Origin of the sequence: Formosa sp. A9, assembly GCF_051200825.1 — a bacterium.
GTDB lineage: Bacteria > Bacteroidota > Bacteroidia > Flavobacteriales > Flavobacteriaceae > Formosa.
In genome coordinates this window covers 2489368-2511698 of record NZ_CP195158.1, presented here as the reverse complement: position 1 = coordinate 2511698, position 22331 = coordinate 2489368, and the positions used below count along the sequence as shown (strand labels likewise).

General features: G+C 36.1%; 14 protein-coding genes. 9 read left to right on the top strand and 5 right to left on the bottom strand.

Translation table 11 applies throughout. From position 1 onward, the window contains the following. The first annotated feature begins 11 nt into the window (after window positions 1-11). From ACR9EA_RS11045 to ACR9EA_RS11030, 4 genes are read left to right on the top strand one after another with little or no spacing between them, the layout of a single operon-like run. Window positions 12-1379: an alanine/glycine:cation symporter family protein gene (locus ACR9EA_RS11045; RefSeq protein WP_435132839.1), complete on the top strand. Its 1368-nt coding sequence runs from the start codon at window positions 12-14 to the stop codon at window positions 1377-1379. A gap of 7 nt (window positions 1380-1386) precedes the next feature. Beyond that, window positions 1387-2763, top strand: a complete 1377-nt coding sequence (locus tag ACR9EA_RS11040) for a GH1 family beta-glucosidase (RefSeq protein ID WP_435132837.1) — start codon at window positions 1387-1389, stop codon at window positions 2761-2763. 2 nt (window positions 2764-2765) lie between these two features. Beyond that, entirely contained in the window at window positions 2766-3023 is a 258-nt protein-coding gene (locus ACR9EA_RS11035; protein WP_435132834.1) for a DUF4212 domain-containing protein, read from the top strand. A 25-nt stretch (window positions 3024-3048) separates the two neighbouring features. After that, window positions 3049-4824, top strand: a complete 1776-nt coding sequence (locus tag ACR9EA_RS11030) for a sodium:solute symporter family protein (RefSeq protein ID WP_435132832.1) — start codon at window positions 3049-3051, stop codon at window positions 4822-4824. A gap of 21 nt (window positions 4825-4845) precedes the next feature. On the opposite strand, the gene ACR9EA_RS11025 is transcribed toward ACR9EA_RS11030, so the two are convergent. Further along, window positions 4846-5727, bottom strand: a complete 882-nt coding sequence (locus ACR9EA_RS11025; RefSeq protein ID WP_435132829.1) for an AraC family transcriptional regulator — start codon at window positions 5725-5727, stop codon at window positions 4846-4848. Window positions 5728-6133: 406 nt separating this feature from the next. Between ACR9EA_RS11025 and acs the strand changes: the two genes are divergently transcribed. Together acs and ACR9EA_RS11015 are read left to right on the top strand one after the other, a co-directional pair. Further along, entirely contained in the window at window positions 6134-8041 is a 1908-nt protein-coding gene (acs, locus tag ACR9EA_RS11020; protein ID WP_435132827.1) for an acetate--CoA ligase, read from the top strand. Between the two features lie 130 nt (window positions 8042-8171). Then, complete coding sequence (locus ACR9EA_RS11015; protein WP_435132824.1) at window positions 8172-9074, top strand: DUF2167 domain-containing protein; 903 nt, start codon at window positions 8172-8174, stop codon at window positions 9072-9074. 75 nt (window positions 9075-9149) lie between these two features. On the opposite strand, the gene ACR9EA_RS11010 is transcribed toward ACR9EA_RS11015, so the two are convergent. Then, entirely contained in the window at window positions 9150-10184 is a 1035-nt protein-coding gene (locus ACR9EA_RS11010) for a TlpA family protein disulfide reductase (RefSeq protein WP_435132823.1), read from the bottom strand. Between the two features lie 119 nt (window positions 10185-10303). Here ACR9EA_RS11010 and hutH point away from each other — a divergent pair, with 119 nt between their 5' ends. Further along, window positions 10304-11815: a histidine ammonia-lyase gene (gene hutH / locus ACR9EA_RS11005; RefSeq protein ID WP_435132821.1), complete on the top strand. Its 1512-nt coding sequence runs from the start codon at window positions 10304-10306 to the stop codon at window positions 11813-11815. Window positions 11816-11977: 162 nt separating this feature from the next. Here hutH and ACR9EA_RS11000 read toward each other — a convergent pair whose 3' ends face one another. Beyond that, window positions 11978-14524, bottom strand: coding sequence for an ATP-dependent Clp protease ATP-binding subunit (locus ACR9EA_RS11000; RefSeq protein ID WP_435132819.1), 2547 nt, complete (start codon window positions 14522-14524; stop codon window positions 11978-11980). A gap of 259 nt (window positions 14525-14783) precedes the next feature. Here ACR9EA_RS11000 and gyrA point away from each other — a divergent pair, with 259 nt between their 5' ends. Both gyrA and ACR9EA_RS10990 read left to right on the top strand, forming a co-directional pair. Beyond that, complete coding sequence (gene gyrA / locus ACR9EA_RS10995; protein WP_435132816.1) at window positions 14784-17333, top strand: DNA gyrase subunit A; 2550 nt, start codon at window positions 14784-14786, stop codon at window positions 17331-17333. 26 nt (window positions 17334-17359) lie between these two features. Further along, on the top strand, window positions 17360-18604 hold the full coding sequence (locus tag ACR9EA_RS10990) for a tetratricopeptide repeat protein (protein WP_435132813.1): 1245 nt from the start codon (window positions 17360-17362) through the stop codon (window positions 18602-18604). 789 nt (window positions 18605-19393) lie between these two features. On the opposite strand, the gene ACR9EA_RS10985 is transcribed toward ACR9EA_RS10990, so the two are convergent. Both ACR9EA_RS10985 and ACR9EA_RS10980 read right to left on the bottom strand, forming a co-directional pair. Beyond that, a complete protein-coding gene (locus ACR9EA_RS10985) occupies window positions 19394-21343 on the bottom strand; it encodes an OmpA family protein (RefSeq protein WP_435132811.1) in 1950 nt (649 codons plus the stop codon). 11 nt (window positions 21344-21354) lie between these two features. Then, window positions 21355-22323: a PorP/SprF family type IX secretion system membrane protein gene (locus ACR9EA_RS10980; RefSeq protein ID WP_435132809.1), complete on the bottom strand. Its 969-nt coding sequence runs from the start codon at window positions 22321-22323 to the stop codon at window positions 21355-21357. Window positions 22324-22331: the final 8 nt, after the last annotated feature.

Here is a 22331-nt window from a genome sequence, read left to right as displayed (position 1 = left end):
TCAATTCCTGAATGCAATATTTAGATCAAATTATTTCCGAATTCGCTTCATTTGTATGGGGCTTGCCCTTGTTGGTGTTGTTAATAGGAGGCGGGTGTTATTTATTAGTCTTTTCCAAATTTTTGCCATTTCGTTTTTTAGGGCATGCTTTACAGGTTTTACGTGGTAAATACGACAACCCAAACGATCCAGGAGAGATTTCGCATTTTCAAGCCTTAACAACGGCACTTTCGGCAACCGTGGGTATGGGAAACGTAGCAGGCGTAGCCGTAGCAATAGCAATAGGAGGACCAGGCGCTGTGTTTTGGATGTGGGTAAGTGCTATTATTGGTATGGCAACTAAATTTTTTACATCTACTTTGGCCATTACGTACCGGGGTAAAGATAGCGAAGGGCAAATTCAAGGAGGCCCTATGTATTTTATTGTTGAAGGATTAGGCCAAAAATGGAAACCTTTAGCAATTATGTTTAGTATTTGTGGTTTGGTTGGTGCATTACCAATATTTAATGTTAACCAGTTAACACAAGCAATTACAGATATTTTACTTGCCCCCAATAATATTCCAGTTGGTTTTTGGTCACGGTTTATCATTGGGTGTTTATTGGTAGCCATAACAAGCGGCGTTATTTTGGGAGGCCTAGATCGCATAAGCAAAACAGCATCTAAATTAGTGCCTGCTATGGTTGTGTTGTATTTTGCTTTGGTAGTAATAATTTTAGGAGTAAATATCGATCAGGTGCCTAAGTATTTTGGAATGATTTTTTCGAATGCGTTTACAGCTCAGAATTTTAAAGGAGATACCTTTTTAGGAGGTGCCTTGGGCGGACTTATCTTGTTGGGGATTCGTCGTGGTGCATTTTCTAACGAGGCTGGTATCGGTACAGCACCAATGGCACACGGTGCCGCTAAAACCTCTCAGCCTGTTCGCGAAGGGTTAGTGGCAATGCTAGGGCCGGCGATAGACACTTTGGTAGTCTGTACTTTAACCGCTTTGGCCATTTTGGTAACAGGTGTTTGGCAATCCACAGATGCTAATGGCGTAAGCTTAACGGCTTCGGCATTTAATACTGCGATACCGGGTGTGGGTAAATACTTGCTGCTGGTTTGCGTTTTTGTGTTTAGTATTTCTTCGTTGTTTTCGTATTCGTATTACGGTACAAAATGCATGAGTTTTTTGTTTGGAGCCGATAAAAAATATTTATACAACTACATATATATAGCAAGTATTATTTTAGGAGCTACCACATCGTTAAGTATGATGATAAACTTAATAGATGGTTTTTTTGCTTTAATGGCCATTCCTACTATGTTAAGCACTTTAATTATGGCGCCTCGGGTACTTGCACAGGTTAAAATTTATATTAAAACCATTAAGTAAAGATTTCATGAAATTTCCAAAACAATTTACATGGGGCGTGGCAACATCGGCCTATCAAATAGAAGGCGCATGGCAACAGGATGGCAAAGGGCCTTCAATTTGGGATGCATTTTCTCAAATACCAGGGAAAGTACACGATAACCATACTGGAAATGTCGCTTGTAATCATTATAATAATATCAAAAATGATGTGGCTTTAATTAAGGCCATGGGGTTAAAAGCATATCGTTTTTCTATATCGTGGTCGCGTGTTTTACCTCAAGGTAGAGGCGAGGTTAACGAAAAAGGAATTCAGTTTTATTCAGATTTAATAGATGAATTATTAAAAAACGATATAGAGCCTTGGGTAACCTTATATCATTGGGATTTGCCTTTGGCGTTACATCTCGAAATGGACGGTTGGTTGAATTCTGATATTTCAGATATTTTTCTAGACTATGCCGCTTTGTGTTTCGAGCGGTTTGGGAATCGTGTAAAGCACTGGATAACCTTTAACGAAGCATGGGTAGTGGCTATCTTAGGTTATGGACAAGGCGTGTTTGCGCCTGGGCGAATATCAAATTCAGAGCCTTATTTGGTTGGACATCATTTGTTAATTGCCCATGCTAAGGCCGTGAACCTGTATAGAACGCGTTTTCAAAAAATCCAGAATGGTAAAATAGGAATAACCAATAATTGCGATTGGCGAGAGCCTTTAACCAATGCGCCAGAAGATCAAGAAGCAGCACAAAGGGCTTTAGAGTTTTTTGTGTCGTGGTTTGCCGACCCGGTTTACTTTGGTAAATACCCAGATTCTATGGTAGAACGTTTAGGTGATCGATTGCCTAAATTTACTAACGAAGAAAGCGAGCTGCTTAAAGGAAGTTCAGATTTTTTTGGCCTTAACCATTATACCACGATGTTCGCTTCCGAAGCAACCGAGGTTCAAGAAACATCGGTGTACGGTAATGGCGGTTTGTCCGAAGACCAAAATGTGAATCTATCTTTAGATCCGTCCTGGAAATTAACAGCTATGAAATGGGCGGTAGTGCCTTGGGGGTGTGGAAAGTTGCTGGAATGGATTTCGGAAAGGTATAATAATCCAGAGATTATTATAACAGAAAATGGTTGCGCATACAACGATGAATTGGTAAATGGACATGTTAATGATATTGATAGAATTGAGTATTTTGAAAAATATTTAGAGAAATGTTTAGAATCTATCAATAAAGGTGTTAAATTGACGGGGTATTTTTGTTGGTCGTTAATGGATAATTTTGAATGGGCCTCTGGTTATAACAAGCGTTTTGGAATTCATTATGTAAATTTTAAAACGTTGGAGCGCACACCAAAAGCATCGGCAAAATGGTTAACAGAATATATTAAAAACCAAACCGAACAATAATTATGGATGCAAAACAAACCGCAAAAGCTTACTGGAAAGAAAATCTAAAGTATTTATTACTACTATTACTGATTTGGTTTCTGGTGTCTTACGGCGCTGGTATTATTTTTAAAGACGAACTTAATACGATTCGCTTAGGAGGGGTTAAACTTGGGTTTTGGTTTGCACAACAAGGTTCTATTTATGTCTTTGTAGTACTAATTTTTGTCTATGTGCGCCTAATGAATGCACTCGATAAAAAATACGGTTACAATAATTAATATAAAATAATTTAAAGACATAAGTATGGGAGTACAAGTTTGGACTTGGATTTTAGTTGGCATTACATTTGCCATTTATTTCGGAATTGCAATTTGGGCCAGAGCAGGATCCACAAAAGATTTTTATGTAGCTGGAGGTGGCGTTTCTCCGTTAGCAAATGGTTTGGCTACAGCAGCCGATTGGATGAGTGCAGCTTCATTTATTTCCATGGCCGGAATTATCTCGTTTAGTGGTTACGATGGTTCGGTTTACTTAATGGGATGGACAGGAGGTTATGTGCTTCTTGCTTTACTACTAGCGCCGTATTTAAGAAAGTTTGGTAAGTTTACCGTACCCGATTTTATAGGCGACCGTTATTATTCTAACACCGCCAGAACAGTTGCCGTAATTTGTGCCTTAATTGTGTCTTTTACCTATGTTGCAGGGCAAATGCGCGGCGTTGGTATTGTGTTTTCACAGTTTTTACAAGTCGATATTACTTTGGGCGTAATAATTGGTATGGCTGTGGTCTTGGTGTTTGCGTTTTTGGGCGGAATGAAAGGCATTACATACACACAAGTAGCACAATATTGTGTGTTGATATTTGCATTTATGGTGCCAGCTATTTTTATTTCCTTTCAGATGACGGGGAGTCCGATACCACAAATAGGTATGGGAGGTAAGGTTGAAGATGGTGCGTATTTATTAGATAAATTAGACCAATTGCACACTCAATTAGGCTTTAAAGCTTATACTTCGGGCTCGAAATCTACTTGGGATGTTTTTGCGATTACTTTAGCCTTAATGGTGGGTACTGCAGGTTTGCCGCATGTTATTGTAAGATTTTTTACAGTGCCTAAGGTGAAGGATGCTCGTAAATCGGCAGGTTTAGCCTTACTGTTTATTGCTATTTTATATACTACTGCTCCAGCAATAGCTGTATTTTCTAGAACTAATTTAATAGAAACGGTTAGTAATACAGCTTATAAAAATATGCCACAATGGTTTCGGAATTGGGAAAATACAGGGCTAATAGCTTGGACAGATAAAAATAACGATGGCAAAATTCAGTATGTTAATGGCGCTGCATTAGAGGGGAAAACCCCAATGTTTTTATCAGAAAGAGGGGAGCATGGTCAACGCGTTATTTCGAATTCCAGCACAGGTCCAAACGAACTTTATGTAGATCGGGATATTATGGTATTAGCCAACCCAGAAATTGCAAAGCTTCCTGATTGGGTAATTGCTTTGGTTGCTGCAGGCGGACTGGCGGCAGCGTTATCAACTGCTGCCGGATTGTTGTTGGTGATTTCTACATCGGTATCTCACGATTTAATTAAAAAACAACTACGCCCAGATATTTCGGATAAAGCAGAATTGAAAATAGCAAGAATTTCGATAGTTGTAGCGATTATTGTTGCGGGAATCTTCGGAATTTATCCTCCAGGATTTGTAGCTGCAGTGGTTGCTTTGGCTTTTGGTTTGGCTGCTGCTTCGTTTTTTCCTGCAATCATTTTAGGAATTTTCGATAAACGAATGAATAAGGAAGGTGCTGTTGCTGGAATGGTTGTTGGAACCGTTTTAATGCTATTTTATATGGTGCGTTTTAAAACAGGTTTAGTAGGTGTTTTAGATCCTTTGCCAGAGAGTGAATGGTGGTTTGGAACGTCGCCCGAAGGATTTGGTACCGTAGCCATGCTAGTAAATGTTGTAATAGCTGTTGTAATTTCGAGAGTTACACCTGCACCGCCAGCATCAGTTCAAGACATAGTAGAAAACATCAGAATTCCTAGTGGGGCAGGACAGGCTTCTACGCATTAAGCATCTGGAAATTCACGAAATTTAGCTGTTTGAAACAAGTCTGCTTACACTTCTGTATTCTTGTCTAAATTCACTAGGTGTAATATGTTTATTCCTTTTAAATACCCTATTAAAATTAGCGATATTGTTAAAGCCACATTTAAACGATATTTCACTAATGGTTAAGTCGGTATCTATAAGATATTTTGTAGCAGAGATGATTCTAAAATCGTTTATGTAGTTTATAAATGTTTTTCCTGTGCGTTTTTTTATAAACCGATTAAACGAACTTGGACTCATATTTACTAATTCGGAAATTTCGTTTAAGGAGATTTTAGTATGATAGTTTTTTTCTACATACTCCTTAATGGTCATTATCTTTTTACTGAACTCGAATTCACTGGCTTTGTTGTCGCTGTGCGATAATAAACGATAATCTTTCTCTTGAGCCAAAAGTTCAAGTAAATGTAATAATTGAGTGAAGTCGTTTACAGAATTAGTGTTTTTTAAAGCGGTAATTTGAGGCTGTAATTTAAGAGCTGTTTCTTTCGAGAAATGAATACCTTCTTTGGCTTTAGTTATTAAATCCCTAATGGTTTTAAAAGCTTTTATAGAAAGGAGTTTATCTGTAAACAACCAATCGTGAAACTGTATGGTAATTTCGTTTATTTCAGAACTTGTACATTTATGGGTTTCCCAGCCATGTTCTACGTTCGATCCTATTAAAGTCAGTTCTACATCATCAATTTCTTCAATATTGTCGCCTACAATGCGTTTAATGCCTTTTCCGTTTAAAATGAAATTGAGTTCGAGTTCTGGATGAAAATGTAGAGGGAAATTAAATTTCTGTTTGCGTCTGTTTATAATTAAAAAGACGTCGTCTGGATTTAATAAAGTTAATTCTCTATGAATATTCTCACACATGGTGTTTCATTATTAAATAAAATGCGTAATTATAATGTGAAATTCACATGTAATACGCTTAAAAAAAGACAGTATTCTATATTAAAGAATAGAAGAATGGTGTTCAAAAATACAAAAATTATTGGAATTAAGTAACTTGAGCTCAGAGGATTTGTTATTGTAACACCGTTAAAATTTTAGATTCTTCAACAATATTGTAAGATTTTAAGAATTAAATAGGGGTAATGCATAATAATTAAACAATTCGTTAAGCAAAGTGTTTTTCGTTCGTGTAAAGAATAGTCCGTTAGAGCGATGAAATTACGTTATCAGTAGAAAAAACTTATAGAATGTGTTTAATTTTTATATTTTAGAAGTGTATTTTATACATAATATAAATTTTGATTTAAAACTTAAATTATAATTAATGAGTAATTATCATATAAAGCATTTAGAAGAGTATTATCAAGTCTATAGAAAGTCGGTTAGAGAACCAGAAAATTTTTGGGCAGAAGTTGCCGAAGAGCATTTTATGTGGCGTAAAAAATGGGATAAGGTATTGCAGTGGGATTTTAAGAAACCAGAAATTAAATGGTTTGATGGGGCGCAATTAAATATTACCGAAAATTGTATAGATAGGCATCTGGTTACTAAAGGCGATAAAACAGCCATTATTTTTGAGCCGAATAGCCCAGACGAAGCAGCACGGCATATTACTTATAGCGACTTACACGAACGCGTGTGTAAAATGGCTAATGTTTTAAAATCTAAAGGTATTAAAAAAGGCGATCGTGTGTGTATTTACTTGCCTATGATTCCAGAATTAGCAGTATCGCTTTTAGCTTGTGCCAGAATTGGTGCAATACATTCGGTGGTGTTTGCTGGATTTTCGTCTAAGGCATTAGCCTCTAGAATTAACGATAGCGAATGTAAAATGGTTATTACTTCGGATGGCTCGTACAGAGGGGCAAAAACGATAGATTTAAAAGGCATTGTAGACAACGGATTAGAATCTTGTGCCACAGTAGAATCTGTGCTAGTTGTAAATAGAATCGATGCTGAAATTAATATGAAAACAGGTCGCGACGAGTGGTTGCAACCGCTGTTAGATGAAGCTTCAGTGCACTGTGCCCCAGAAATTATGGAAGCCGAAGATCCGCTGTTTATTTTATATACTTCGGGGTCTACAGGTAAACCTAAAGGTATGGTGCATACTACGGGAGGTTATATGGTGTATTCGGCCTATACCTTTAAAAATGTGTTTCAATATCACGATGGTGATGTGTATTGGTGTACAGCAGATATAGGGTGGATTACAGGACACAGTTATATTGTTTACGGCCCCTTAGCAAATGGAGCTACAACAGTCATGTTTGAAGGTGTGCCACATTATCCAGATTTTGGACGATTTTGGGAAATTGTAGAAAAACATAAAGTTAATCAGTTTTATACAGCACCAACAGCTATTCGCGCTCTAGGGAAGCAAAATATAGAATTTGTAGAAAAACACGATTTATCCTCTTTAAAAGTATTAGGATCTGTGGGCGAGCCTATAAACGAAGAAGCTTGGCATTGGTATAACGATAATGTAGGAAAGCATAAAAGCCCAATAGTTGATACGTGGTGGCAAACCGAAACAGGCGGGGTTATGATTACGCCTTTACCTTATGTAACCCCAACCAAACCAACGTATGCAACTTTGCCGTTTCCAGGAATACAACCAGCGTTATTGGATGAAAGTGGCGAGGAAATAAAAGGAAATCAAGTTGATGGACGTTTATGTATTAAATTTCCTTGGCCGTCTATTGCCAGAACCATTTGGGGAGATCATCAGCGCTATAAAGACACGTATTTTTCGGCCTTCGAAAACATGTATTTTACAGGCGATGGTGCTTTGCGCGACGAGGTAGGCTATTATAGAATTACAGGGCGTGTAGACGATGTTATTATCGTGTCTGGACACAATTTAGGAACTGCGCCTATAGAAGATGCTATTAACGAGCATCCGGCTGTGGCAGAATCGGCTATAGTTGGTTTTCCTCACGATGTTAAAGGGAATGCCTTGTATGGTTATGTTACTTTAAAGGAAACTGGAGAATCCAGAAATCAGGATAATTTAAGAAAGGAAATTAATCAGGTCATTACAGATCGTGTTGGAGCTATAGCCAAATTAGATAAAATACAATTTACCAACGGCTTGCCTAAAACACGCTCAGGAAAAATAATGCGTCGCATTTTAAGGAAAATAGCAAGTAAAGATATTAGTAATTTAGGCGATACCAGTACTTTGTTAAATCCAGAATGTGTTCAAGAGATTATGGATGGTGTGTTATAGTTTTGATAACTATAGTGTTATTGTTTTTAGTTAAATATTTTCTTTATTTTTTTAAGGTTTTTTAGGGAATTGAAAAGCATTATTCTTTATATTTCTGCTCTTTAATTTTAACTAACCTTATCCTTAAATCATGAAAAAGATTCTATTTAACCTTTGTTTTTTAATGTTATTGCAAACGGGATATTCCCAATCAGAAACTGATACAACTTCATTTGATATGGATGCTGTAAAGTTTTATACGGACAGTATTAATAAATCCTTTAAGTTTCAAAAAGGAATCATTATACTAAATGGAGGTATTGCTAGTTTAGAAGTGCCTCAGGGCTTTAAATATCTAGACCCTGAACAAAGTAATTATGTGCTTACTGAGTTATGGGAAAACCCACCAAGTGAAACATTAGGATTATTATTTCCCGAAGATGTGTTCCCCCTTAGTGATAATTTTACTTATTGTGTAGAGATAGGTTATTCTGAGGAAGGTTATATTGAGGATGAAGATGCAGAGGATTTGGATTATGATGAGCTTTTGGAAGAAATGAAAGAAGATATAAAGGCAAATAATCCAGAGCGTATGGCGCAAGGGTATAGTGAAATGGAGCTGGTAGGATGGGCCTCTGCACCATATTATGATAATGTAAATAAAAAGCTGCATTGGGCTAAAGAAATTCATTTTGAAGGAGCAGAAGTCAATACTTTAAACTATAATATTAGAGTATTAGGTCGTAAAGGATATCTTAATTTGAATGCTATTGGAGATATTGGTGTGTTAGAAATGTTTAATCAAGATAGAGATCAAATTCTTCAGAGTGTAAAATTTTCAGAGGGAAATCGTTACGCAGATTTTAATCCTGATTTTGATGAAGTTGCAGCCTATGGGATAGGAGGGCTTATAGCTGGTAAAGTTTTGGCTAAAGCAGGATTTTTTGCACTTCTTTTAAAATTCTGGAAAGTAATAGCTATTGGGGCTGTGGCATTGTTCAGTGGCTTTAGGAAGCGTTTGTTTGGTAGTAAAACCAAAGAAACAGAAGTTTAATACTTAGTTTTACTAAATAAAAAAAGGAGTATAATTTATACTCCTTTTTTTATTGAATTATGGAGAAGTTCGGATTTAAATACTCAAGGCATTAAAAACATCTTTAATTTTATTATCCGACGGTCTTGGGGCGCTTGGGTCTACAACATTACCAGCAGGATCTATTAAAATGAATCTAGGAATACCGGTAATTTTATAATCTTGAACGAATTGCGATTTCCAGCCTTCTGGAGCCATTATTTGTATGCCGCCTAATTCTTTTTCGGTAACCATGGCTTTCCAATCTTCTTTGGCTTTATCCCAAGAACCACCATGTGTTCTGTCGTCATCTACAGACAGGCTTACAAAGGCAATGTTTTTACCGTGGTATTCTTTTTCTAAAGCTTTTAACGATGGAATTTCTGCTTTACAAGGTCCGCACCAAGTTGCCCAAACATCTATATATACATATTTCCCTTTTAAATCGCTTAAAGAAGTTTTACTGCCATCAATATTTTCGTAGTCTGTAAAAATAGGAGAAGGGTTTCCTGTCATTTCCTGTTTTAACATAATGGTGTTGGCGTAGTATTTTTTAGTGCCTTCCATCATGCGAGACACGTTACTAGAAAATGGTGTAATAGCAAGGGAGTCTATATCGGTTTTGGAACTGTAAAATTGATTTAATTCGGTCTCTATTTCGTTAAACTTGGCATCTAAAGCGGCCATGTCCATCGACGAAAAATCTTGATCTAAAAGTTTTTCTTCCAATAATGATTTTTCGGCCAAAAAGTTACTGTTTTCTGCTCCTTCACCAGTATAAGTAATCGTTTCGTCAAATTGCTTAGTGTCTAAAGTTAAGTTAAGGTCGTAGCCGTTTTTCAAAAATACGGTAGACGATTCCGAACCATCGAATATATTATAAAGTCCAGCTTCTACTTTTAGAGTGTCTTTAAAAGTACCATCCTGATTCACTTTGATGGTTTTAGAATATGTTCTGCTTCTAACCATTAAAGAATCGCTATTTTGGTTGGTGATTTTTCCAGAAAATGTTACGTAATCTTTAACTTCTTTAGGGGCTTGCTGGCAAGCAATAATGCTTAATGCGCCAATAGCAATAAGTGTTTTTTTCATGTTGTGTACATTTAGTTTTTTCAAAAATAAGAGATTAAGTCGATAAATGATTAATTAATTACAATTGTTTGTTTTATTTAATAATAATGGTGAATTTTGCGCCCCAATACCTTATTGTTATGCAAGATTATCATTATATATCGTCTGAAACTTTAGATTTATCAAAAATACAAGAGCTAATATCAGATAATATTCGTCTTAAATTATCCGACGAAGCTGTAAAAAATATTACAGATTGCCGGACGTATTTAGATGAAAAAATGAAAGCCCAGACTACTCCTATTTACGGTATTAATACCGGATTTGGTTCGTTGTATAACGTTAAAATTTCTAGAGAAAACCTAACTAAATTACAGGAGAATTTAGTTATGTCGCATGCTTGTGGTACTGGCGAAGTTGTACCAGTAGAGGTTGTAAAACTTATGTTGTTGTTTAAAATACAATCGTTAAGTTACGGCCATAGTGGGGTGCAATTAGAAACCGTAAACAGGCTTGTAGCATTTTATAATAACGATATTTTCCCGGTAGTGTATACGCAAGGGTCTTTGGGGGCTTCTGGCGATTTAGCACCGTTAGCACATTTGTCTTTGCCTTTATTGGGTAAGGGCGAGGTGGTTTATAAAGGGCAGATTATTGCCGCTAAAGAGGTGATGGAAACTTTTGGTTGGGAGCCTATTACATTACGATCTAAAGAAGGCTTGGCGTTGTTAAACGGAACGCAGTTTATGAGTGCGTATGGAGTACATCTATTATTGAAATCTTATAAATTATCGTATTTAGCCGATGTAATAGGAAGTATTTCTTTAGAGGCTTTTGATGGCAGAATAGAACCGTTTAATGCTTTAGTGCATTTGGCTAGACCGCATAACGGACAGTTAAAAACTGCAGAACGTGTGCGTGAATTTTTAGAAGATAGCGAACTAATTGTGCAGGAAAAGCAACACGTACAGGATCCGTATTCATTTAGATGTATACCACAGGTACATGGTGCTACTAAAGATACTTTAGACTTTGTAGCGCGCACTTTTAAAACCGAAATTAATGCTGTAACAGATAACCCAAATATTTTTGCAAAAGAAGACGAAATTATTTCTGGAGGTAATTTTCATGGCCAGCCTTTAGCTTTAGCTTTAGATTATTTAAAGATCGCTATGGCGGAGTTGGGGAATATTTCCGAACGTAGAACATTTCAATTGGTTTCTGGTTTACGAGGCTTGCCAGCCTTTTTGGTTAATAATCCTGGATTAAATTCCGGATTTATGATTCCGCAATATACAGCAGCTAGTATTGTAAGTACAAATAAGCAATTGGCAACTCCTGCTAGTGTAGATAGTATTGTGTCTAGTAACGGGCAAGAAGACCATGTGAGTATGGGAGCCAATGCAGCTACGCAGGCATTTACTCTGGTAAATAATGTAGAGCGTATTTTGGCAATAGAATTATTTAACGCCTCGCAAGCTTTACAATTAAGAGCGCCGTTAAAATCGTCGCCGTTTATAGAGTCGTTATTGAGTGTGTACAGAGAAGAAGTACCATTTGTAACCGATGATAGAATTTTACATGAAGATATCGAAAACTCTATTCAGTTTTTGGAACATTTAAGTGTGGATTCTGAAGAGTTGTTTCATTAAAAAAATAATGTATTAAAGACGTTATTTGAAGTTTCAGCTATTTGTGTAAAGGGTCTTGTGAATTGTAATAGAAGCAGTTGCGTTTGTTTGCTATTTAAGACATAAAAAAATCCCAGTAAAATAATTTTACTGGGATTTTTTACTTTTAAAACGTTTATATAATTACGATTCTGTTGGTTTTTCCGTTTTTTCAATCGTAATTGTGAGTTCTTGTTCTGCTTCGTCTAAATCCATTTTTATGGTATCGCCTTCATGAATTTTAGCAGTAATGATTTCTTCGGCAAGCGCATCTTCAATATATTTTTGAATAGCACGTTTTAATGGTCTTGCGCCGTATTGTTTATCGAAACCTTTTTCGGCAATAAAGTTCGTAGCTTTTTCTGTTAGATGTAAATCGTAGCCTAAATCTTTAATGCGTACTAATAGTTTTTCTAATTCTATTCTAATAATCTTGTTCAAGTCTTCGCGCTCAAGCGAGTTAAATACAATAACATCGTCAATTCTATTTAAAAACTCTGGTGCAAATGCTTTTTTAAGTGCATTTTCTATAACGCTTCTGGTATTGGCGTCTTCCTGTGCTTTTTGAGACGCTGTTCCAAAACCTATACCAGTACCAAAATCTTTTAATTTACGGGCACCAATATTGGATGTCATGATTATGATAGTATTTCTGAAGTCTATTTTTCGGCCTAAACTATCGGTTAAATAACCGTCGTCTAAAACTTGTAATAGCATATTGAATACATCTGGATGTGCTTTTTCAATTTCATCAAGAAGCACAACAGCGTAAGGTTTACGACGAATTTTTTCGGTTAATTGTCCGCCTTCTTCGTAACCTACGTATCCAGGAGGCGCACCAACCAATCTCGAAATGGCGAATTTTTCCATGTATTCGCTCATGTCTATTCTAACCAAGGCATCTTCGCTGTCGAATAATTGTTTGGCCAATACTTTGGCTAATTGTGTTTTTCCGACTCCTGTTTGGCCTAAAAAGATAAACGAACCAATTGGTTTATTTGGGTCTTTAAGTCCGGCACGATTACGCTGAATGGCTTTTACGACTTTGGCTACGGCTTCATCCTGACCTATTACTTTTCCTTTAATAAGTTCTGGTAACTGTGCCAGTTTGTTGCTTTCTGTTTGTGCAATTCTGTTTACAGGAATTCCTGTCATCATAGATACGACATCGGCAACATTGTCTTCGGTTACGATCTCACGATGTTGTTTGGTTTCTTCCTCCCATTTTTCTTGAGCCACTGCCAATTCTTTTTCCAGACGTTTTTCGTCGTCTCTTAGTTTAGCGGCCTCTTCGTATTTCTGTTTTTTAACTACAGAAGTTTTAGTTTCCTTAACTTTTTCGAGCTCTTTTTCAAGTTCTATAATTTGTTTAGGAACATTAATGTTGGTAATGTGTACTCGAGAACCAGCTTCGTCTAAGGCATCAATAGCTTTGTCTGGTAAAAAGCGATCGGTCATATAACGATTGGTTAATTTTACACAGGCCTCAATAGCCTCAGGTGTATAGTCTACGTTATGGTGACTTTCGTATTTATCTTTTATGTTGTTTAAGATTTCTATAGTCTCTTCAACACTTGTAGGCTCTACAATTACTTTCTGAAAACGACGTTCCAGAGCGCCATCTTTTTCGATGTATTGTCTGTACTCGTCTAATGTTGTAGCACCAACACATTGAATTTCGCCTCTCGCTAGAGCAGGTTTAAACATGTTTGAAGCATCTAAACTTCCTGTGGCGCCACCAGCACCTACTATGGTGTGAATCTCGTCTATAAATAGTATAATATCGTCGTTCTTTTCTAACTCGTTCATCACAGCCTTCATGCGTTCTTCAAACTGTCCGCGATATTTAGTTCCGGCCACAAGGCTTGCTAGGTCTAAAGTAACCACACGTTTGTTAAACAAGATACGGGATACTTTACGCTTAACAATTCTGTTGGCTAAGCCTTCTGCAATGGCCGATTTACCAACTCCAGGCTCACCTATTAAAAGTGGATTGTTTTTTTTGCGACGGCTTAAAATTTGCGATACACGTTCAATTTCTTTTTCGCGGCCTACCACGGGATCGAGTTTGCCTTCTTCGGCCATAGCTGTTAAGTCGCGTCCGAAATTATCTAAAACAGGAGTTTTAGATTTTTTGTTAGTCTTACCTGTAGGCGAGTTAAATAAATTGTCTTTTGTAGCATCGTCGTCGCTACCGCTGTCGTCTTGAAACGATTCGGCTTTAGGTTCTATATAGTTGTCGTCGTTTGTAATCATAAATTTAAATTGTTCTTTAACGTTATCATAATCTACCCTAAGTTTGTTTAACAGTTTAGTGGTAGGATCGTTTTCATTCCTTAAAATGCACAACAGTAGGTGTGCGGTATTTATAGAATTACTCTGAAATAATTTGGCTTCTAAAAACGTTGTTTTTAAAGCGCGTTCTGCTTGTCTGGTAAGGTGCAAATTTCTTTTTTCGTTAGAAGTTGCAGTAAGTGTTGGGTTTGCAGGGCTTAAAATTTCTACTTTTCGTCTTAGGTGGTTTAAGTCGATATCTAGAGCATTTAATATATTTATAGCTTTGCCATGCCCGTCTCTTAAAAGGCCCAACATGAGGTGCTCGGTACCTATAAAATCATGGCCCAAGCGTAGCGCTTCTTCTTTACTGTAAGCAATTACATCTTTTACTCTTGGTGAAAAATTATCATCCATAAATTAAATCCTTTCTGCATTAAAATTACTAAAACATATTACTAAAGTCAAAAAGCGTACCTTAAATTATATGATTTATGCTAATAGAAAAAAAAACTTTATTAAATCAAAATAATTAACCTCTTACTTATTAACTAATATAGGCACGATAATTGTTAATAAAAAGTGTCAAAAACCCTGTTAAATCGCCTGCTATGACTGATGAAATGGTTATATTAGCACGATTTGAAACACACAAGATAACTAAATTATTTTATAGATGGCAGAAGGAGAAAAGCTTATTCCAATTAATATTGAAGATGAAATGAAAACGGCTTACATTGATTACTCAATGTCCGTCATAGTGTCACGTGCTCTTCCAGATGTTAGAGATGGTTTAAAACCTGTTCATAGACGTGTTTTGTTTGGAATGCACGAATTGGGAGTTAAAGCAAGTTCGGCTTATAAAAAGTCTGCAAGAATAGTTGGGGAAGTACTTGGTAAGTACCACCCACACGGCGATTCGTCGGTTTACGATACCATGGTACGTATGGCCCAAGATTGGAGTTTAAGATATATGTTGGTAGATGGCCAAGGGAATTTTGGCTCGATCGATGGCGATAGTCCTGCAGCAATGCGTTACACCGAAGCACGTATGCGTAAGATATCGGAAGACATGTTGGCAGATATCGATAAAGAAACAGTAGATCATAAATTAAATTTTGATGATACCCTGCAGGAGCCAACCGTGCTTCCAACCCGTATTCCAGGTTTACTTGTAAACGGAGCTTCTGGTATTGCAGTAGGTATGGCTACCAATATGCCACCGCATAATTTAAGCGAAGTGGTAGACGGTACTATAGCTTTTATAGATAATAGCGACATCGAAATAGATGAACTTATAAAATATATTAAAGCACCAGATTTCCCTACAGGAGGTACCATTTATGGTTACGATGGTGTAAAAGAAGCATTTCATACTGGTCGCGGGCGTATTGTAATGCGTGCTAAGGCGAACATAGAGGAAGTGAACGGACGCGAATGTATAGTGGTTAACGAAATTCCTTACCAAGTTAATAAAGCAGAAATGATTAAAAAAACTGCCGATTTGGTAAACGAAAAGAAATTAGATGGCATTTCTACCATTCGAGACGAGTCCGACAGAAACGGTATGCGTATTGTTTATGTTTTAAAACGCGATGCCATTCCAAATATCGTTTTAAATAAGTTGTTTAAATATACGCAATTACAAACATCGTTTAGCGTAAATAATATTGCCCTAGTAAAAGGGAGACCAGAGTTATTAAATTTAAAAGATTTAATACATCACTTCGTAGAGCACAGACACGAAGTTGTGGTTAGACGTACCACTTACGAATTGCGTAAAGCCGAAGAACGTGCCCATATTTTAGAAGGTTTAATTATAGCATCGGATAATATTGATGAGGTTATAGCCATTATTAGAGCGTCATCGAATGCCGATGAAGCCAGAGAAAAATTAATAGAGCGCTTTAAACTTTCCGAAATTCAGGCTAAAGCTATCGTAGAAATGCGATTACGCCAATTAACAGGTCTGGAGCAAGATAAACTGCGTTCGGAGTACGAAGAAATCATGAAAACCATAGAAGACTTAAAAGATATCTTAGACAAGAAAGAACGTCGTATGGATATCATTAAGGAAGAACTTCTTGTGGTGAAAGAAAAATACGGAGACGAGCGTCGCTCAACGATAGAATATGCTGGTGGCGATTTAAGTATAGAAGATATGATTCCTGACGAGAAGGTGGTTATTACCATTTCGCATGCGGGTTATATCAAACGTACCTCGTTATCGGAATACAAAACACAAAACAGAGGAGGGGTAGGCCAAAAAGCATCAACCACTAGAAATGAAGATTTCTTAGAGCATTTATTTGTTGGTACCAACCATCAATACATGTTGTTCTTCACTCAAAAGGGTAAATGTTTCTGGATGCGTGTTTACGAAGTACCAGAAGGCACTAAAACCTCTAAAGGGCGTGCTATTCAAAACTTAATCAATATAGAGCAAGACGATAAGGTTATGGCCTTTATCTGTACTCAAGATCTGAAAGACGAAGCGTATATTAATAACCATTACGTTATTATGGCCACTAAAAATGGTCAGGTTAAAAAAACGTCTTTAGAGCAGTATTCGCGTCCGCGTACCAATGGTATTAATGCCATTACCATTAAAGAAGACGACGAGCTGTTAGAGGCCAAATTAACCACAGGTAACAGCCAAGTGATGTTGGCCTTAAAATCTGGTAAAGCTATCCGATTTGAAGAAGCCAAAACCAGACCTATGGGTAGAAGTGCTTCGGGAGTTCGTGGTATTACATTAGCTAGCGAAGACGATGAGGTTATTGGAATGATTGCTATTGAAAATCCACAGGAAGAATCGGTATTGGTAGTTTCAGAAAACGGATATGGAAAGCGTACGTACATAGACGATCCAGAAGATGGAGAACCAGTATACCGTGTAACCAACCGTGGCGGAAAAGGTGTAAAAACCATTTCTATTACAGAAAAAACAGGTAAATTAGTGGCAATTAAGAGTGTAGCCGATACAGACGACTTAATGATTATTAATAAATCTGGAATTGCAATTAGAATTGCGGTACAAGATTTGCGTGTTATGGGACGTGCCACACAAGGTGTAAAATTGATTAATTTAAAAAATTCTGATTCAATTGCAGCTGTTGCAAAAGTGATGCATGAAGAAGATGAAATTATAGAAGATATAGAAACTACATCACCAGAAAATGGCGATAATTCAACTATAGAAAATAACAACCTAGAAAACAATTAAAAACGTTTAAACTTAATTTGATTACAATGAAAAAACAAGTTATAGTTGCTTTAGCTTTATCTGCAAGTGCGTTTGCAATAGCTCAAAAAAAAGAGTTAAAAACAGCAGAAAAGGCCATAAAAAGCAATAATTATGCTGAGGCAAAAGCAGCTTTAAACCAAGTAGAGCCTATGTTATCATCAATAGATGATAAATACAAATCGCAATACTATTTCTTACAAGCAGAAGCATTATACGCAAATGGCGCCGGATCGCCAGACGATGTTAACAAAGCGATAGAAAGCTTAGGAATGGTTGGCGACGATATGAATGCTGAAGTAAAGGAGTTTAAGCAAAACATGCAAAACACTTACTTAATAAAGGCGAACAACGATTTTAAAGACAAAAAATACGCTGTTGCAGCTACAGAATTTGAGCAGTTGTATAACATTATGCCTCAAGACACTACATATTTATACTATGCGGCTATTAGCGCTGTAAGCGATCAAGATTACGATACAGCTTTAAAACACTATTTAAAATTAGATGATTTAGGTTATAAAGGTATCGAGACGCAATATTACGCAACAAATATCGAATCTGGCGAAGAAGAGATCATGTCTAAAAATCAACGTGATTTATATGTAAAGGCTAAATCTCATTCCAACCCAGGTCAGCGTACAACCGAAAGTAAAGAAGCTGAGATTACTAAAAACATAGCTTTAATATACGTGTCTCAAGGTAAAAGTGCCGAAGCTTTAGAAGCTGTAAAGAAAGCACGTAAAAACGATCCTGAAAATGTAGATTTAATTTTAACAGAAGCTAATTTATATTTAGAATTAGAAGATACAGATAAGTTTAAATCTTTAATGGAAGAGGCGGTTAAAAAGCAACCAAATAACGAAAATTTATATTATAACATTGGTGTAATATCATTGAAGAATAAAGATTTCGATGCAGCTAGAAATGCGTTTAATAAGGCATTGGCATTAAAACCAGATTATTCCGATGCAGTTTTAAACTTATCTACAACCTATATCGATGAAGGTAATGCTTTTATTGCAGAAATGAATAACCTAGGTACAAGTGCTGCAGATAATAAGCGTTACGACGAATTACGTGCTAAAAAAACAGGTTTGTTTAACGATGGTGCCAAAGTTCTAGAAGATTTTATTGGTAAAAATGCAAAGCCAGATCCAAACGTTTACCAACAGTTAATTAACATTTATAACGCGTTAGGTGAAACTGATAAAGCTAAAGTAGTGCAAGCTAAATTAGATGCTGCTAACTAAAGCAATAAAGTTTTACATTATCAAAGAATCCCGAGACAACCTCTCGGGATTTTTTTATGCTTAATAGTGGGCTTTAAAATAAAGATTGAAGAAGTTTATGGTTATATAGCTTTTAGATGATGACTTTCAATTTCTATATTTTTCAGCCACAAATTCACGAATAAATTAATTTGATACTATTGGATACATTTGTGTATTTGTGGCAAAACCGCATGAATTTCGTTTATTGTAGTATAGAAAACCTATTGGTTTCTGTTAAATTGTGATGAGCCATTTTAATTGAAGACTTTACACAAATCGTAACAATAAGTTTTTAATTTAAAAAGAGCATGTAACAGCTAAAACATATTTTAATTGTAACTATTTACTTTCTCCGTAGGGGCTTTCAGTTTCTATATTTTTTAGCCACTAATTCACGAATAAATTAATTTGATACTATTGGATACATTTGTGTATTTGTGGCAAAACCGCATGAATTTCGTTGAATAGAAACCGACTGTGTTGTAATGTTTACATTTTATTTTTGCTTATCATTTAAGCTATGTAATACTCTCAATAAAGGGATAGAAAAAACATTACGAGCTTTAATTTAGCTTTTAAAAGAATTCATTATAGATAGGAATATGATTGTTTAAAGGATGTATATGAGTTTTATATGGTTTAATTCTTGTGTGAAAACGCCGTATTGAAACAATATTCACAGAAACAAAAAATCCTTGCTTTAACATTAAAAGCAAGGATTTTTTAGTTTAACAGTAATAGCCAAATAGAGTAGTGGCTGTTATTATTTTAATCTTCATCTGTAGGCTCTGCAGGTGCAGTTGTTTCAGCCTCATCTTTTAAGATGATGAATTTAGAACGTCTGTTCGCTTGGTGTTGTTCTTTAGTACATTTTACACCATTAGAACATTCGTTAACCAATTGCGTTTCTCCGTAGCCAATAGCACTTTCAATTCTGCTAGCATCAATACCTCTAGATATGATATAATCTCTTGTAGATTTAGCACGTTTATCCGATAAGGTTAAGTTGTAGTTATCTGGACCACGGCTATCTGTGTGCGATTCAATTTTTATAACCATATTAGGATGCTCTCTCATTACGCTTACAATATTTTCTAATTCGTAAGCGGCATCTGTTCTAATATCCCATTTATCGAAATCGAAATAAATTGGGTTAAGAACAATCTCATCTTCTATAATAAGTGGAATTAGATTAAGATCTGTAATGATTTCGAAACCATTGTTTACAGATGTGTTTACATCTTTTAAATCGTCTTTATAATCTGCTTTGCTACCTAACACATGGTAAGCTCTGTTACATTTTACTTTAAACGAATATAAACCATCTTCTCCAGTCATACGTTGTTCGATAACTTTACCTGTATTATCAATTAACTGAACCGTTGCAAAGGCTAGAGGCGTCATGAACCTGGCATCTCTAACTGTACCTTTAATAACTTGCGAGCAAATTTCGAAGCCATAGATATCATCGCTACCCATACCACCTTCACGGTTAGATGAGAAGTAACCTACACCATTATCAGAATCGATATAGTAAGCAAAATCGTCGTAACCACTATTAAAAGGAGCTCCTAAATTTTCTACCGAAGTACCACCTTGTAAAACATCAGATTTAAAGATGTCTAAAAACCCTAAGTTGATATGACTATCTGATGAGAAATACAACATATTATCTTTGTCTACAAAAGGAAACATTTCTTTACCTTCGGTGTTTACAGCAGCTCCTAAATTAACTGGGAAACCATAGTTGTCGTCTCCTAAAATAGCAACTTTGTAAATGTCTGATTGTCCAAAACCACCTTCTCTGTCCGATACAAAATACAATGTTTTGTTATCTGGACTTAAGGCAGGGTGCCCTGTAGAATACACTGCATCGTTAATAGGTACTTCTTTAATGTCTTGCCAAGTACTATCGATGTAAGACGCTTTGTAAATCATTAAATGAGATGTTCCTTCTCTGTCGGCCTTTAATTTATTGCGCTTGTTTAGGTTGTCTCTTGTAAAATAGATGGTTTTACCATCGCTGGTTATAGCTATACTTGCTTCGTGATATTTTGAATTTATACCCTCGCCTTTAATGTAGTTAGGATAGCTATAATTTAAAGCTTCTTCGCCTTCGTTTGGTGGCGTAATAATAGATTGATAAAGATCTAAGTAAGGCTCGTTGTTCCAATCGTATAAGTCTTCTTTATTTTTTTTTGAAGCAGAGGCGAAATAAAATATGCTATCTTTTACAAATCCACCAAAATCTGAATTTTTGGTGTTAATCGGTAAATTGTTTATTTGCACATAAACACTATCTGTACTTTTTAATTTTTCGTAAAGCGCTACGTTGGCAAAATCTGTACCTTTAATACGGTCTTCGTTAGCTTGAAGCTCGTTAAATTTTTCAAGGTAAATAATGGCTTCTTCGTAATTACCTAAACTGCGTAAGGATTGTGCATATTTATAATAATAAATAGGATCGATATCGTCGTATCTTTTAACCGCTTCGGCATACCAAATAGCGGCTTCTTCCGAATTGGAATTGTTGTAATAGCAATCGCCTAGTCGTGTTAATACGTGTTCGCTACTATCTCCTTTTTTAACAGCTTCTTGGTATAAGTCGCTTGCTTTTATATAAGCGTAGTTTTTGAAGAACTTGTCTGCCACCTTTTTCTGCGCAAAGATGCAGGTGGTAGAAAGTGCTAATATTGTAAGTATAATTTTTGTTTTCATAGTAGTCGGCTTTAGAAATATCTAGGGGATTTAATACGTCTTTCTTTAAATAGTTCGAACATTAATAAAAGTTCATGGGTACCACTTTGGTAGTGTCTAATTTCAGAATTTATAGGGAATTCGTAGGCATAACCAATTCGAAGTTGTTTAGAAACTTGAAAATCGATCAAACCACCAAGAGCGTGAGTTCCTCTAAAACTGTAATCTACTTGGCCATCTTGTAGGTCGTTACCATCAACTCCAGGATTGTGTCTGAAACCTACACCTAGCCATAGCTTTTCGTAAAATAAAAAGTTAGCAGTTAAATCGTAAGACAGAGGTGCACCATTGGTTGCTTTTATTAAAAATGCTGGCTTAAATTTAGTGTAATCTCCTAAGTCGAATACATAACCTCCAGTAAAGTAGTAGCTCACTCGTTCTAAGGCTTCGTATTCATCAGTATTATAATCTGTATTTAGAATTCTAGGGGTAGATAATCCTAAATACCATTTTGTAGAATGCCAGTACACCCCAGCACCAAAGTTAGGTGCCCAACGATCTTCTATACCATAAATTACAGGATCGTTTGGGTTGTTAAGTCTAAAATCTTGATCTAAACTATATTGCGTAAACCCTGCATTTAAACCAAAGGCCAATTTAGAATTTTCACCAGTATTAATGGTGTAAGAAAAACTGGCATATAAATAGTTGAAATTCTCAGGCCCAAGTTCATCGTGTATAAACGAACCTCCAATCCCTATTTTTTCATTGTTTAAAGGGGAGTGAATAGACAGCGTTTGTGTTGTAGGGGCTCCGTCTATACCTACCCATTGGCTACGGTGTAAACCAACAATACTTAAGGTTTCTCTACTACCAGTGTATGCTGGGTTTATAGAGATTGTATTATACATGTACTGGGTAAACTGTGGTAATTGTTGCGCAATTCCGACCGTACAACTCAATAATGCAATAGCTACTATGTTATATTTTAAAATTTTCATAGGTTAAA